Here is a 15390-nt window from a genome sequence, read left to right as displayed (position 1 = left end):
TAGTTCTTTATAATTCATCAATGGTGTTGTTCGCCTTCTAAATGAGCCGATTCCCTTTTTTCTATAATGGCACGTTCCACTTCTTCTTTGGTTATTTTATGCCCAGATGCCAACATCCTGTTTTTTGATTTTAGGGTATTGCTAAAAGACAAAAACAAGGGCAACATCAACAAAGTAAGTACGGTCGCTATTCCTATACCATAAGCTATAGAAATTGCCATCGGTTTTAAGAACTGGGCCTGTCTACTTGTTTCTGCCATCAACGGAGCCAAACCGGCTATAGTGGTAATAGAAGTTAGAAAAATAGCCCTGAACCTAGATTTTCCGGCTTCGAGAATGGCATTGTCAAAGGTCATACCTTCCCTTAAGTTGGTATTAAACTTACCAATGAGCACCAGACCATCGTTCACCATAATACCTATTAAGGCTATAATACCTAAAAGTGAAATTACATTTATAGGAAAGTCATGTATCCAATGCCCCCAAGCCACGGCCGTAAAACTAAATGGCACCAAAAGCAACAACATTAATGGTTGACTAAAGCTTCTAAATGTAAATGCTATGGTAATGTAAATAAGCATTAAAATAGATAACCCTACCAGTTTTAAGGACCCTGTTAACTTGTCAAGTTCCCTGTTCTGTCCCTCGTAAGATGGTGACACCGTTGGGTATCTAGATTGGATGTCGGGCATAATCACATTTTGAATCTCGGTCATTATTTCCGTAGGACTATCCTTTGCATCCTTCAAATCTGCCGAAACCTGAATTTCCCTACGCCCTTCCAGCCTATTAATGGCCACATCACCGCGTTCTATGGTATATTCGGCAATTTCCTTTAAAGGCACTCTTTCTCCTGTAGGGGTAATGATCCGCATATCGTCTAGATTTGTAATAGAAGACCTATTCTCGCGATCATATCGCACCCAAACCCTGATCTCATCTTGTGATCGCTGAAAACGCTGTGCCTGTACCCCAAAGAAACCGGCCCTCACCTGGCTCATTACCGTACTGAGGTCCAAGCCCAACAAATAGGCATTTTCTTTAAGTTGTAAACGTATTTCCTTAATACCTGCAGGGTCGTTATCGGAAATATCCTTTAACCTGCTATTGTTCTTTAATACCGTTTTCAGCTCTTCCTTGGCCGCCTTAAGTTCTTCTATATTATTACCTAACAGGGATACCGAAACCGGAGACCCTCCAAAATTGCCCCCAGATCCATAGATCAGACTTTCTACCCCAACAACTGGCCCTACCAGCTCTTCTAATCTACTGGTAATCATATCGGCAACGATTTCGTCGGGCCTTTCCTCTCCGGGCAATAGGTTAATAGAAAGTTGTGCTGTAGAAGAACCAGGACCAATGCGCCTGATCATATTTTCGAAAAGCACTTTATCGGTACCTTTCAAGTATTTCTCCGTTAGCTCTTGATTAACTATTTCAGCTTTTTCCTCGATAAAAGTGATGATTGAATCTGTAATCTTCTCGTTTGTACCATTAGGCATCTCTAGCTCTATACTTACCTGATCACTGGCCACTCTAGGAAAAAAGGCCGTTCTTATTATTCCACCCCCGACAGAGGCAAATGTCAATATCAACGCAACGGCGAAAAAACTAAAGGTCAGTATCTTATATTTCATGGCAAAATGAAGGGCGGGCGCATATAGTTTATCTCGCATCCACGACATAAACCTGTCTCCCGTTTCATTGATTACCCTAAGTTTGGCAAAAGCATTTGCCACCCCTTCTTTGGGTTTATCATCTATTGGCTGCAATGCTTTTGAATGCGCCAAGTGCGCCGGCAGAATTATCAAAGCCTCTACAAGTGAAACTACCAATGTTAAGATAACGATTACCGAAACCTCACCAAAGAACTCCCCAATTCTACTATCCAGAAAAAGGAAGATAGAGAAAGCCAGCAGGGTAGTTATAATGGCAGATATAATGGGAGGCAACACCTCCATAGTACCATCTACGGCGGCTTGTACAGGAGATTTCCCCTTCTCGTAATGCTGGTAAATATTTTCGGCGATCACAATACCATCATCTACCAAAATACCTATAACGATAATCATCCCGAACAAAGAAAGTACGTTGATGGTTACATTAAAAAATCCGGCAAAGACGAACATCCCCAAAAATGCGACCGGCAGGCCAAAAGCAACCCAAAACGCAAGTCTTGTATTTAAGAATAGGGAAAGAAACACCAATACCAAGATCATACCCATTATGGCATTTTCTGTCAATAATTGTGTTCTTTGAACCAATGTTTTGGATTGGTCCGAAACTATGTCCAGCTTAACGTTATTATGTTTTTGGTTGAACTCTTCTATGTATTCCTTTACATTTTCAGCGGACTGTATTAGGTCTTCCGTATTTGTACTTGTTATCGATGTATTTACGGATAGCTCCCCGTCAAAATAAGTGGCATTGGGGGTTTCCGAAAAACGGTCCCTAACAACGGCCACATCTTTTAAGCGAACGGTACTCCCCGAAGCATCTGCCCTAACGATCAAGTTAGAAAGCTCATCGCCATAATAAGAACGGTTGTTGGCCCTTATCAAATATTCCTCTGCCTCGGTCTTAATATTACCACCTGTAACCAAAATATTGGCATTCCCCACTGCGGCAGCCACCTCAGTAAACGAAATGCCGTAGGCAAGTAGGCTATTTTCATTTACCGCTATTTCTATTTCCTCGTCCGGAAAACCCGAAATCTCTATTTGAGAAATACCTTCGATGGCCCTTAGGTCATTTTCTATTTCCCTACCTACACTCTTTAAAGTCGCCAATGGTATATGATTTCCACTAATGGCAAAAGAGATGGTTTGACGCACCGCTTCCAACTTTGACACTATCAACGGTTCCATACCGGTAGGAAAGCTAGGTACACGATCCACAGCATTTTTAACCTCTAAGAGCATAAAATCGATATCTCTGCCCTTCTCTATCTCTACGTTAATAGTACCGCTATTTTCCCTTGAAGTAGAGGTAACCCTATCTACACCTTCCAACCCCTTAAGGTTGTCCTCTATTTTAAGCACAATACCTTCTTCCACCTCTAACGGAGAAGCTCCGGGATAGGTAATGGCAATGGAAATATTTTTAGAATCGGTTAACGGAAAGAAAGATGACTTAAGTGATTTTGCACCAACTATTCCAAAAAGCGCAAAAGAAATTACCACCACGTTTACTGCAACATGGTACCTGATAAAATATTCTATGATCTTACGCATTATTCCTCTGAGTTATCTGGTTGGTCCTTATACACTTTTACCGCCATTCCTTTATATGCCCCTACCAAAGGCTTGGACAATATGACCTCTCCGTCGGGAACGTTTTTTAGCACCACACTTTTTTCTGAAAAGTATACCGGTCTAACATCTATAAGATCTAATACAGAATCTCTTACAACAAATATTTTATTGCCCTCAAGTAATAAGCTTCTATCTATTTCTATGGCATTTTCTTCTTTTTTGGCATCCAAATCGGCCTCTAGGTACATACCCTCCCTAAGGTTTTTGTCTTTCACCTCGATATAGGCCTTAATGGTCTGGGAAGCTTGGTCCACCCTACCATTGATCCTGGCCACTTTGCCTTTATAAACGGTGTTGTCATCCAAATTGGTCAACGCTACTGACTCTCCCAACTTTAACAGATCTGAATATGATTTGCTTATGGACACTTCCAGTTCGTAAACATCGGGATTGATGAACTCTCCTAATTTTTGACCAGACCTAACCAATGTACCTTCTGTTACCAATGCTTCTGTAAGCACACCCGTAAATGGTGCCACTATACGATACTTAGAAAGGCGTTGTTCTAGATTTTTTACACTGTAGTAACTTGTTAATATGCCCCTTCCCGTAATAAAAAAACGTTCACTTTCAGAAGACATTTCCGGTAATGGAGGTACGTTTTTGGTCATATCAAAATTATTTAGATATGCCTGCCATTTGGGATAAAAATCAGGATAATCCAAACGCAAATCGGGCATTATGGAGGTTAACTCATTATATAAATTACTTTTGGCAGACTGTACACTGGCCGCATACTCGTCCGCATCGATACTTATTATAGTTTCTCCTTTACGATAGGTCTGCCCTTCTTTGAACAACTTACTACCTCTTTTGAACACACCTTGTACCTCGGCGTATAGTTCAACTCTTTGCTTGGCAGACAGATTACCGTTGGCGGTAACGACTATAGGTACGCTTTGGTTCTTAACTTCTTCGGTAAATACAGTCTTTACTACCTTCTCAACTTTTGGCTTAAAAGTTTTTTTGCTATCAATAATGATTTGGGCAAGAAAGAAGGAAACTACAATTAATACAATACCTAGTCCGGTAAAGATGATTTTTCGCATTTTAGTTTTGGTTTTTAAACTTAGTTTTTGCCTGAAAGGAACAAATATATTTGAATGGTTATTTGGATATTTTTATAATAAAGCGAAACGTCTTATTTAATATGTGAAACGACTTTCATTTTACTTTAACTTTTCTACAACAATAGCTTTTACAAGAGCTTAATCTGCAAACTTAAGACAACAAAGCTCAAACGAAAAAAATAGATCGACACAACTAATTATCTACCAAATAGATACATTGCACCAACGGTTATAACTGGGGCGAATCTACAAAAAAACAAGGTCTGCAAAAGGTGTCCCCAAGGTTAAAAATTTCATAAAAAAACTTTTTGATTTTGAAAAAAAAAGAAAAATATAAACAAATCATATTTACCCCTTTTTACAATGTAAAAGGCTTTTACATCGACTACCCCCTATTCAAAAAACAAAAAAGAGGCGCCTAACAACACCTCTTTTTTCACCAAACTAACTAAAAGTGTAAACTACTACTCTTATTCTTCAATATCCTCAAATTTTGTATCGGCCATTCTAGTCTTACTAAACTTAAGATCTTTGTACTCAAAATCTCTTTTATCACCGTCAAAATCAAAAACCAAAAACTCTCTATTTTCAAACATTTCCAAATTCTTAAAAGAATCGAACTTGTTATTCTGTATCTGAAATACTTCTAAACTGGCCAATTGACCAAATTCTTTTGGTATTTCTCCCTTAAAGCTATTATTCGCCAAGACCAACTCTTTAAGTTTTCTTAGGTTACCCATTTCTCCTGGGATCGCCCCTTCTAACGCATTCTCGAACAAACCCAATGTTTCCAATTCTGTTAACTCACCTAACGATTCGGGTATGGTTCCTTTTAGGGCATTACTCGATAGGTTTAAGACCTTAAGTTTTTTTATTTCACCAATACTCTCGGGTATACTACCTGAAATAAAATTATTAAAAGCAGTGAGCTCCTCTAAATTGGCAAGACTGCCTATGTTAGAAGGCAGACCACCCTTTATTCTGTTCATTTCCAACTTTAGCACCTTAAGATTGGGCAAATAGGCTATTTCTTCTGGTAACTGCCCCGTTATAGAATTAAAAGCCAAGTTCAATACCTTTAAATGCTCCAATTTGGAAAGATCTGCCGGTAAAGGACCCATTAAATTATTTCTGAACAAATTTATTTCTACAACCTTATCGTCTTCTACCTTTACACCATACCACTCTGAAACGGGCTGATTTAAATTCCACTTTTTTATCCAATGCGCGCCGTTGGTACTTGTATATAGGGATAAAAGTGCCTTTTTTTCCTTTTTTGAAACTTCGGCCATAGCAAAACTTGAAGTTAGCAGGGCAACGAATAAAAGAGTGTAAAGCTTTTTCATAACTATGTTAGTTTAAATTATGGACCTGGTGTATTTTTAAGAATTCTCCTACAAATTTGCATTAATAACGCCACAATGTCAAAATTTATCGTTGAAGTGATCTATTTTGTTGTAAAAACCTGAATAATTGTGGTGAAAACAAGGAAAAAGTGGGTTCTTCTACTTTAAACCCTCAATTTCTAATGTAAGGGTCTCCCATTTTTCCATATACTTTTCCAATTGAGATTTTTTAGCCTGATAATTATCAAAGAAATTAGGTTTGGCGATAGTGGCGTCATAATCTATTAACAAATCATGGTCTATTTCCTTTATCTTCTTCTCCAGGGACGATATCTTACTTTCTAAATTGCTCAACTGATTCTTAAGGCTTTTTAATCTTTTTTGCTCTTCAAAAGTATTATTGGTTTTCTCTGTCGGCTTTTCTACAACCACCTCCTGCTTTTTCTCTATACTCCTAAAGTTTTCTACCTTTCTTTGCTCTAAATAGAAATCAATGTCCCCTAAATATTCCTTTATTTTATGATCCTTGAATTCATACACCTTATTGGTTAAGCCTTGCAAGAAATCCCTGTCGTGTGATACCAATATAAGCGTACCTTCAAAATTAAGGCAAGCTTGTTTTAAAACATTCTTCGATTTTATGTCCAAATGGTTGGTTGGCTCATCCATTACCAACACGTTAAAAGGCTGAAGCAACATTTTGGCCAGGGCCAAACGGTTACGCTCCCCGCCCGAAAGCACCTTAACATACTTTTCTACATCATCTCCCCTAAACAAGAAAGACCCCAGAATATCACGAACCTTACTTCTATTAGATTCATTGGCCGCATCTATCATGGTATCCAAAATAGTTTTGTTTCCATCCAAATACTCGGCCTGGTTTTGGGCAAAATACCCTATCTGTACATTGTGCCCCAGTTTTAAATGACCTTCATACTCCAATTCTCCGACAATAATCTTGGCCAAGGTAGATTTTCCTTGTCCATTTTGACCTACAAATGCAGTTTTACTGTTTCTTTCCACTAACAGATTTATATCCTTCAGTACCTGCTTTTCGCCATAGGCCTTAGAAAGGTTCTCTATCTCTACAACAACCTTACCCGGTGTTACCGATACCGGAAACTTAAGGTTCATAACACTATTGTCATCTTCATCTACCTCTATACGTTCAATTTTATCCAATTTCTTAATAAGCGACTGGGCCATGGATGCCTTGGTAGATTTGGCCCTGAACTTTTCTATTAAACGTTCGGCCTGTTGAATTTCTTTCTCTTGGTTTTTCTGTGCGTTCAATTGTTGCTGGCGTATCTCGTCCCTAAGAACCAAATATTGCGAGTATGGTTTGTTATAATCATAAATTCGCCCCAAAGAAATTTCTATGGTTCTATTGGTTACATTATCCAAGAACATTTTATCGTGCGAAACAATTACCACCGCACCGGTATAGTTGTTCAGAAACTGCTCGAACCAAATAATAGATTCTATATCCAAGTGGTTGGTTGGCTCATCTAAAAGCAGCACGTCGTTGCTCTGCAAGAGCAATTTTGCCAATTCTATACGCATACGCCAACCACCGGAAAAAGTTTCGGTTTTTCTATTGAAATCTTCTCTGGTAAACCCGAGCCCCTGAAGAATTTTTTCAGTTTCCCCTTGATAGTTGTACCCTCCCAATATTTCGTAATGACTAGAAAGATCGCTTAAATCAACGATCAACTGATGGTAAGATTCGCTTTCATAATCCGTTCGTTCGGCTAACTGCTTATTTATGGCATCTATTTTTGCCTCTAAGGCCTTTATTTCCTCAAAGGCTTGGTACGCCTCTTCTAAAACGGTTCTGCCTAGTTCAAAATCTATATCTTGGCGCAAAAAACCAATCTTTATATCCTTCTCTATAGCAATAGTGCCAGAATCTATAGGCATATCTTTTGCCAATAGTTTTAGTAAGGTAGACTTACCAGCCCCATTTTTACCTACAAGGCCCACCCTGTTTCCGGCATTTAACCTAAATGATATTTCCTCAAATAAATATTCGCCCCCAAAAGAGACGGAAAGATTATGAATGTTCAGCATTGTTATAATCCAAATTTAAGAACCAATGGTAAAAAATAATATGGAAGCACCATTAATCCTAACTAAATTTACAGGCAAAATCACCTACATTATTTACTTTTGCACAAAGTTTTGCAAATGTTAAAAAAAGGAAACAAACTCTACAGCATTTTAACAGGAAGTTGCCCTAAATGCCATCAAGAGAATATGTACCTGGACAAAAACCCTTATCATATTTCAAAAATTTTTGACATGCACGAGCGGTGCAGCCATTGTAACACAAAATATAAAATAGAGCCTTCCTTTTTTTACGGAGCCATGTACGTAAGTTATGCCGTAGGTGTAGCTTTTGCCGTTGCGGCGTTTGTAATAAGCAAATTGTTTATAGGAGCCAGCCTTGTTAACACCTTTATTGCCATAGTGGTTACCTTGGTAGTATTCATGCCCATAATTATTCGGTTATCGAGAAACATCTGGATCAACTTTTTTATACACTACGATAAGGACAAAGCCTCTTAAACTTTTGGCAGCATTGCCGAAAACCTATTGATATCCAATTCCGGATCCAATGGTTTTCTTTCCTCTATGTGCCTATACAATTGCTCGGCAGCCCACGGAGCAACCATTATGCCATGTGACCCAAAACCATTTAAAAGGTTTATTCTCGTATGTTTCGGATGCCCGCCCACCAAAGGCCTTCTGTCTCTTACAGTTGGTCTAACACCGGCCACATGACCTTCTATATGGTAGTCTGCCAACAGTATGGCATCCAGTTTTTTTACAAGTTCATCTCTCGCGGACATCGAGGGCTCGTTATCTTTGTTCTTATTACTATACGTGGCCCCCACTTTATACAGGTCGTCACCAAGGGGAATTATAAATATGGAAGACTTTAAGGCCCTAAATTCTTTTAGTCCAGCAGATCTGATAATCAGATATTCTCCCTTTGAACCTTGCATTGGCAAATAATTAAAAAAGGGATTTTTAGTGAGCCCGTAACCTTCCGCAAAAACAATATGTTTGGCTTTTATGTCCTTATAGGAAACAGTATCGGATTGTTCCGCTAGACCCGAATACTCAAAAGTTTCGGTTCTTATCTTGTTTTCAGCCGATAAAAATTCTGCATACGAATTGATCATTAACCTGGCATCTAACCTAAAAGCCTTTAATACTTCACCAAAATCATATGGTGCGTTAATACTATTAGTGCTATTACGAACCAATTTGGGTGACAGATAGTCCTTTAACAGATTCTTGTCCGATGCCTCGAACCATAGGTTTTGTTCCTCTATAGAGCTTAGTATGCGCAAAACCGGTTGATCGTGTAGCAAGTCGACCTGCAATTCTTTGCCTAAACCTTCATAAAACTCTTTCGCCAGCGACATCAACTCATTGGCCTTCCAAGCCATGGTAAACCGCTTTAATATAACAGGGTTGGATAAGCCGCCCGCAACTACCGAAGACCTTTGGGAGGCATCGTTAAAAACAACGAAGGTTTTATTGTTTTTTCTAAGTTTTTCGCAAAAGGCGGTTCCGGCAAGGCCTAGACCTACAACAATATAATCTAACATGTTGCAAAAATAACCATAAACAAAAGCTCCGATATAATATATCGGAGCTTTAATACTTTTGAATTGGAATTTTCTAAGGCTCTAGTAAGCCCACATATCTTGCTCTCTGTCTCGAATAGTTTCTTTGATACGTTGAGCTTCTAGCAATTGAAACAGGGCATTGTCGGCAATATAATCGCTAACCTTCCTATCTCCATGTACATTATCTTCTTTATAGATAACAGCATTAAACCTTCTTGCATTCAACAGCATATCAAAAGAGATGGGTTGTGCGGAATTACGCTGATTAAAAACTTTTGCCTCGTGTAAAATTTCACGTGCATCGGGATACCAGATCCAGAACAATTCTACTTTATCGGGATTTTCGTCGTCGATAAAGTTTACATCTGGAGCAACAGGGGCAATACCTAATAAACGATATTTTAATTCTCCCTGTCTTTTATCAAAATACCACATGCCTTTAATATGATACTCTTCTATTTCCGCAGCGGTGATATTTCTACGGGTAATATACTCTTCAGAAACTTGCTCACCGGCATTCATTTGTTCGTATCCATAGTCCAAGGTATCAACAGTTTGCAAAGCACCTGAAAGGTCTTCGTACGTTCTTTTTTCCGTAAAATAGGAATCGGCGTAGGCCTCTAAATTTCCATTTTTAAGGTTTTTCAACAATACATGGTACAAAGATCTTCTGTTCTGACCTATATCCATTGTATCTGTTGGGTAATAAAGAGGAAAGTTCACCCTTTCATCCAAATCTATGGTCTCCCAAAGGGTTTTGGACCAAAGAATATCCCTATCGTCTACATAACCATATTCTAAAGGCGCATCGTTGTCCGCCTTTTTTTGGGCTTCTGTACGAACTCCAATTTCCTCAGGTTTTTTAGCGTTCAAGATATTGGCCTGTGCCATCATGGATACTGGTAACAATGTTACCGCTCCCATTACTAAAACATTTTTCCAATTCATTCTTATTAACTTTAAAATTAACCGGGCAACACTGTACGGTTACCCGGTATCATTCTATTTGTATTAATTTGTTAGCTCCACAACTACTGGAGATACTTTTTTCAACTTGTAACTTTTGTTATTGGTAATGTAAGCCTCGATATCGAATATCTGAACCACATCGCCTCTTTTGGCACGTTTAAGAGCAGACTTAGCTTTCGCATCTAGTTTACTACCTCTTACGCTAACCGTTGGTTGACCAGGTACTTTGAATTTGAAACCGCTAACCGCAAGGTTCAAGTCAAAATCAAAATCATCCAATTGAGCACTAATAGTACCGATCTCAACATTTCTTCTTGGTAATTTAACACTACCCGCTTGCTTGCTTATAGTACCTTCTGGTCTTGGAATATCTTTAATTCTGAACTCAGATTTAGAAGATATTGGCTGACCATCTGGCAAGGTTCCAGAAGCTGTAATAGTAACAGTTCTACCTTTTCCAGGGTTCATAACATATTTACTACCGCTAACCTGCTTAAGACCCGGTGCAGATGCACGTACCTTATTGTTTGGTATACCAGGAATAGAGATAGACATTGGGTTAGGTACCCCACGATAAACAACGTTCATCTTGTCTGCAGCGATCAAAGCCGAGTTTGGTTTAGAAATGGTGGCAAAAGAGTTCTTTACAGGAACTTCAATTTCTTCACCATCTTGCTTAAAGTAGATAGTACCGGCAACTTCATGGTCACCTGCCCCACCTGCTCCAATAAGCATTTTAACTCCACCGGCCTCTAACTTATAATCTTTGCCTTCTGTAAGTTTTCTTCCGTCAAGGGTCAATTCTGCCCTAACAGGAGTAGAAGAATTATCCGTTTTACTGATAATGATCTTACCATCATACTTTTCACCTGCATAGTACGCAGATTTTGAAGCTGACAAAGATGTTGCAAAGTTCTTTAAAGATACTTGGCTTGTTAACTCACCTTCCAACATAGATTTTAGAGCAGCTTCTTCGGTAGCCTTAACATCGGCTTGCAAAGAAGTCAATTTAGCTAAAGATGCTACTAAAGGATACCCTTCATAATGGTAGTTTATCCAGTCTTGCATACCGTCTTTTGCCTTTACCTTACCTTCTTCGTTACCTGTTTCAAATCTATCGATAACAGACTGTTTCAAAGAAGCAGGTACAATTGCAGCTACTTGATCTCTATACTCGGTAAGTCTTCTCATGAACTCTTCACCGCCTTCAGACAGCTTGTCGCCTTGAAAGAACTTTTGATCCAAGAAATCCGAATTATCCATACGTGCATAATCCTTTGGATCTTCTATACCTTCCATCATACCAGCCTTAAGAGTTTCTAGGTAATCATAATACTCTTGAGACATCGATTTAATTTTCTGTGCATTCTGGTACAGCTTTTCATATTTAGCTGCATCTTCAGATGCCTTGGTTTCTAGACTACTCAAGAACGCTTCGTTACTTGCGGTCGTCTTTGCGTTAGAAGTCTCTAGCTTTTCATTCATTATACCGAATGCCGCTAGCACCTCTTTACTCATGTTTAACGCCAGCATTGCGATGAAGATCAAATACATAAGGTTGATCATCTTCTGACGTGGTGTTGCTTTTCCTCCTGCCATGGTTTTTCTTTAAATTAGATTTTAATTAATACTTAAATTCGATTTGATTAAAATCCAATTAATTTCTTGTCATTGCAGATAACATTCCACCATATACACCATTCAAAGAAGAAAGGTTGGTAGAAAGAGAGGCCATTTGCTCTTTAAGCGCACTAGCATTTTGTACTACCTCTTCGTTAACGGAAGCTTGTCTGCTAGCACTTTCCAATTGTACTTTATAAAGACTGTTCAAAGACTCCATCTGAGCTGCTGCCTGAACCATTTCCTCAGAATATTTTCTGGTAGATTCCATTGCGTCAACTGTAGGGGCAATACCTTTGGCCGCACCTTCGAAGTTTTTGATACTTGTACCTAAGCTCTCCATAAGATTTGCATCTACGCCAGCTTCTTTTAATAAATCGTCTAATTTTTTAGACAAAGAAGTCTCTGCTTCTGCAACTTCGGCAGCCTGGGTTTTTCTAGAAGCACTAGCTTCTCCACCTGCTAATTCTGGGTATACCAAGGCCCAATCGTACTCATCGTCTACCGGTTCGAATGCACTAATTGCGAAGATAAGTGCCTCTGTAATAAGACCGATAGATAATAATAGACCACCTGTTAAAGGGCCGATTTCCCAGTGAAGGATCTTAAATAGAGCACCTATGATTACTACTGATGCTCCCAGCCCATAGGCCATGTTAAATAATTTCTTTGTTGATTTTGACTGTGCCATGATTTAATTTTAATTTAAGGTTTAATACTAAAGATTTGGTTAATAATTAATTTGTTAATGATATTTAATAGTTTGATGTAATTATTACTGTGTTGAATCTTCCTCACCCATATAATCCTGTACCGTTCTGAATCCTATATAACTTCTAGCAGAATCTGCATACTCATAATCCCTTGTACTTACTTGTAAGAAATAAGCAACATCTTTCCAAGAACCTCCTCTGATAACTTTTCTGTTATTAGATTGGTCGCCACCGTTAGGGTTCATTGTTGATACATATTCATAGGCGCTAGGATCATAACTGGAGTTTGTCCATTCAGATACGTTACCCGCCATGTTATACAGGTTAAAGTCGTTTGGCTCGTAAGATTTGGCCTCTACCGTATAGAGTGCCGCATCGGCCGCGTAATCTCCACGTTGTGGCTTAAAGTTGGCCATAAAACAACCTGTGTCGCTTATGACATAAGGGCCACCCCAAGGGTACGTTCCTCCTTCAATACCTCCTCTTGCTGCATATTCCCATTCTGCTTCGGTAGGCAACCTAAACTGGTTCACAAATTGTTTGCCACGACTTTTTTGATCATCGTTCTTGAACTTTGTTCTCCAGTTACAAAAAGCTTTTGCTTGTTGCCAAGTAATACCAACTACCGGATAATCGCTGTAAGCATCGTGCCAGAAATAATCGTTGTGCATTGGCTCGTTGTACGAGTATTCAAAATCTCTGATCCATACCGTGGTATCTGGATAAATCTCCAATTCTTCGTGACGGATAAAGTCTTTTCTACTTCCCTTACCTTTTTTAGCGGCGCGAGCGGCAGCCTCGATATCCATCCAGCTATATTTATATTTTAGTTTCGTAACATCTATGCTACGCTGACCATTATACGACTCTTCCTCTGGAATGTATAGGGAATCCATAACCTCTGCATAATATTCATCTGGATATTCGGAAGTATCCCAAATAAGGTCTTCATCTTTGTTAAGGGCACGACCTTCATAACCGGTCTCTCCCATACCAGAGTAGTTGTCCAGCATATATTTGTCATATACCGAAGCCCTTGTGGTATCCGCATCTTTAAATGCATAATCTCCAATACCACCATCTTCAGGTCCTATACCCAACTCGTCCGCCAAAATGGCCAACCTGGTTCTAACTATAGAATCCTTTACCCATTCGACAAATTGGCGATATTCGCTGTTCGTAATTTCCGTGTCGTCCATATAGAAAGAACGAACGGTTACTGTTTTCGTTGGAGCGTTGGATATTTTGGCTTGATCCTCTTCACTTTTACCCATAATGAAAGAACCTCTGGGTATAAGTTCCATTCCATATGGTTTTTCCGGATACCATTTCTTGCCCTGGACTCCGACTAGCTCTCCTTTAGTCTTTGACCCACAACTTGTGAGTAAAAAAACAAACGCTATAGATGATAACAATAGCTTCTTCATACTTTAGGTTAAATTTCGATTATGGTTATAAATGCAATACAATCTAATATTCTAACTTCTAAAACTAAGTTTTGATTAAAATATTGTATTGAAGTGTTTTATGCTTTAATTATTTTTTCAATTAATTAAAACCTTTCTTATAGGCTTTAAACCACCTTTCAGGAATGTTTTGATTACAAGCATCCAAATAATCCTTCTCGGTGCAAGGTAATAACGCAGGTGTTTCGTCTTTAGTATGTGAAGTGAAAATAGATGGTACCTCAACCCACCATCTTTCTGTTAAAAGACTCTTGTAGAAAACAAGTTCCCCTTCTTCATTGGGAACATTATATTTGGTAAAGTCTTCTGTTTTATTGTAGGGATCTTCTTTTATACGATAATTTATCCCCTCTATAAAGTACCATATTATCTGAGCAACCAATTGTTGTGATTGCATATTATTTTCCATCTCAAAAATTCCGAACGCGGCTACTTTCTCACTTATACCGGCATATCTGGCAATGGCACAAATCTCCCTTCCATCAAATCCGTTCGGAGAAAAATTTGGAGAAAGTCCCATCTCACTTGCTTTTATGGCCCTGGTATCCAAACTGACCATATGGGCGTTTCTAAGCACAGGCTCTGCCAAAGTTAGATCGTTTGCTATTTCACCTAGACGATAGGCATCAAAAAACAAACGTTCCATAAGATCCATTTCTTCTTGGGCATTAAAATAACTTTGGTAACCTATATTGGAAAAATTAAAAAGATTATTGGGCTTGTCGGTAATAATCTTGCTCATGTATGAATGAGAGGAGATAAGTTCGTCGTGTATGCCAAAATCAAATCGGCTATCTACCGCAACCAGATTGATCATATCCTTAATACCGTCAAAAGCCCTATACGCAGGATAGGTAATATCTTGGGTAGCACCCAAAATAAGGGGAATGATATTTTCTTCAAGAAGACCGGCCGCCACTTCTTTTACTACAAAGTAAGTGTCCTCTACTGTTTCACCTTCTTCTAAATCTCCCAAATCCACCAAGGTAACGTTCCAGTTACCCAACATTAATTTATATAGCTGCAGCCTTATCGCAGAAACATCTAACTTTTCGTTCTTTTTCTCGAATGCATTTCTAGATTCTCTCACCCCAAATATGGCCACCGTTGCGTTCGCCAAAACTGGCAGGCCGTCATTGGCCGTATGTATATATGTATTTCTGCCTATTGCCTGAGCCGGCAATAATTCGCAATGCGCAAGGACTTTATCTTCTACAGGAACTAAAAAGTCAAATGCCATATTGGTCTAGT

General features: G+C 38.9%; 11 protein-coding genes. 1 reads left to right on the top strand and 10 read right to left on the bottom strand.

Features of this window, described 5'->3' with window-relative positions:
- Window positions 1-17: 17 nt before the first annotated feature.
- From AB657_RS15495 to AB657_RS15480, 4 genes are all read right to left on the bottom strand, one after another.
- The gene (locus tag AB657_RS15495; RefSeq protein ID WP_047247331.1) at window positions 18-3233 is read right to left on the bottom strand and encodes an efflux RND transporter permease subunit; all 3216 of its coding nucleotides are present in this window, start codon (window positions 3231-3233) and stop codon (window positions 18-20) included.
- Entirely contained in the window at window positions 3233-4363 is a 1131-nt protein-coding gene (locus AB657_RS15490; RefSeq protein ID WP_047247330.1) for an efflux RND transporter periplasmic adaptor subunit, read from the bottom strand. Before AB657_RS15490 ends, AB657_RS15495 begins: the two co-directional genes overlap by 1 nt.
- Before the next feature lie 491 nt (window positions 4364-4854).
- Window positions 4855-5730, bottom strand: coding sequence for a leucine-rich repeat domain-containing protein (locus tag AB657_RS15485; RefSeq protein ID WP_047247329.1), 876 nt, complete (start codon window positions 5728-5730; stop codon window positions 4855-4857).
- Between the two features lie 159 nt (window positions 5731-5889).
- Complete coding sequence (locus AB657_RS15480) at window positions 5890-7800, bottom strand: ABC-F family ATP-binding cassette domain-containing protein (protein WP_047247328.1); 1911 nt, start codon at window positions 7798-7800, stop codon at window positions 5890-5892.
- Window positions 7801-7917: 117 nt separating this feature from the next.
- Between AB657_RS15480 and AB657_RS15475 the strand changes: the two genes are divergently transcribed.
- Entirely contained in the window at window positions 7918-8298 is a 381-nt protein-coding gene (locus AB657_RS15475) for a DUF983 domain-containing protein (protein WP_047247327.1), read from the top strand.
- On the opposite strand, the gene AB657_RS15470 is transcribed toward AB657_RS15475, so the two are convergent.
- The 6 genes from AB657_RS15470 to AB657_RS15445 all read right to left on the bottom strand — a co-directional run bounded on the left by AB657_RS15470 (window position 8295) and on the right by AB657_RS15445 (window position 15379).
- Window positions 8295-9350, bottom strand: coding sequence for an NAD(P)/FAD-dependent oxidoreductase (locus AB657_RS15470; protein ID WP_047247326.1), 1056 nt, complete (start codon window positions 9348-9350; stop codon window positions 8295-8297). The two genes, AB657_RS15475 and AB657_RS15470, sit on opposite strands and share 4 nt — an antisense overlap.
- A gap of 81 nt (window positions 9351-9431) precedes the next feature.
- Window positions 9432-10319, bottom strand: coding sequence for a type IX secretion system ring subunit PorN/GldN (gene porN / locus AB657_RS15465; RefSeq protein WP_047247325.1), 888 nt, complete (start codon window positions 10317-10319; stop codon window positions 9432-9434).
- Window positions 10320-10382: 63 nt separating this feature from the next.
- Window positions 10383-11939, bottom strand: a complete 1557-nt coding sequence (porM, locus tag AB657_RS15460; protein ID WP_047247324.1) for a type IX secretion system motor protein PorM/GldM — start codon at window positions 11937-11939, stop codon at window positions 10383-10385.
- A gap of 58 nt (window positions 11940-11997) precedes the next feature.
- The gene (porL, locus tag AB657_RS15455; protein ID WP_047247323.1) at window positions 11998-12651 is read right to left on the bottom strand and encodes a type IX secretion system motor protein PorL/GldL; all 654 of its coding nucleotides are present in this window, start codon (window positions 12649-12651) and stop codon (window positions 11998-12000) included.
- Window positions 12652-12735: 84 nt separating this feature from the next.
- Entirely contained in the window at window positions 12736-14100 is a 1365-nt protein-coding gene (gene porK, locus AB657_RS15450) for a T9SS ring complex lipoprotein PorK/GldK (protein ID WP_047247322.1), read from the bottom strand.
- 121 nt (window positions 14101-14221) lie between these two features.
- Window positions 14222-15379, bottom strand: coding sequence for a formimidoylglutamase (locus AB657_RS15445; protein ID WP_047247321.1), 1158 nt, complete (start codon window positions 15377-15379; stop codon window positions 14222-14224).
- Window positions 15380-15390 lie beyond the last annotated feature (11 nt).

The organism is Maribacter thermophilus (genome assembly GCF_001020565.1).
Taxonomy (GTDB): Bacteria; Bacteroidota; Bacteroidia; order Flavobacteriales; family Flavobacteriaceae; genus Maribacter; species Maribacter thermophilus.
Note: the sequence above shows the minus strand (reverse complement) of the source record. Positions and strands in the feature narration are given on the sequence as shown.

Bases quoted from the DNA above. Each gene is read 5' to 3' on its own strand.
- AB657_RS15495 (WP_047247331.1), bottom strand. From the start codon at position 3,233: ATGCGTAAGATCATAGAATATTTTATCAGGTACCATGTTGCAGTAAAC.
- AB657_RS15490 (WP_047247330.1), bottom strand. From the start codon at position 4,363: ATGCGAAAAATCATCTTTACCGGACTAGGTATTGTATTAATTGTAGTT.
- AB657_RS15485 (WP_047247329.1), bottom strand. From the start codon at position 5,730: ATGAAAAAGCTTTACACTCTTTTATTCGTTGCCCTGCTAACTTCAAGT.
- AB657_RS15480 (WP_047247328.1), bottom strand. From the start codon at position 7,800: ATGCTGAACATTCATAATCTTTCCGTCTCTTTTGGGGGCGAATATTTA.
- AB657_RS15475 (WP_047247327.1), top strand. From the start codon at position 7,918: ATGTTAAAAAAAGGAAACAAACTCTACAGCATTTTAACAGGAAGTTGC.
- AB657_RS15470 (WP_047247326.1), bottom strand. From the start codon at position 9,350: ATGTTAGATTATATTGTTGTAGGTCTAGGCCTTGCCGGAACCGCCTTT.
- porN (WP_047247325.1), bottom strand. From the start codon at position 10,319: ATGAATTGGAAAAATGTTTTAGTAATGGGAGCGGTAACATTGTTACCA.
- porM (WP_047247324.1), bottom strand. From the start codon at position 11,939: ATGGCAGGAGGAAAAGCAACACCACGTCAGAAGATGATCAACCTTATG.
- porL (WP_047247323.1), bottom strand. From the start codon at position 12,651: ATGGCACAGTCAAAATCAACAAAGAAATTATTTAACATGGCCTATGGG.
- porK (WP_047247322.1), bottom strand. From the start codon at position 14,100: ATGAAGAAGCTATTGTTATCATCTATAGCGTTTGTTTTTTTACTCACA.
- AB657_RS15445 (WP_047247321.1), bottom strand. From the start codon at position 15,379: ATGGCATTTGACTTTTTAGTTCCTGTAGAAGATAAAGTCCTTGCGCAT.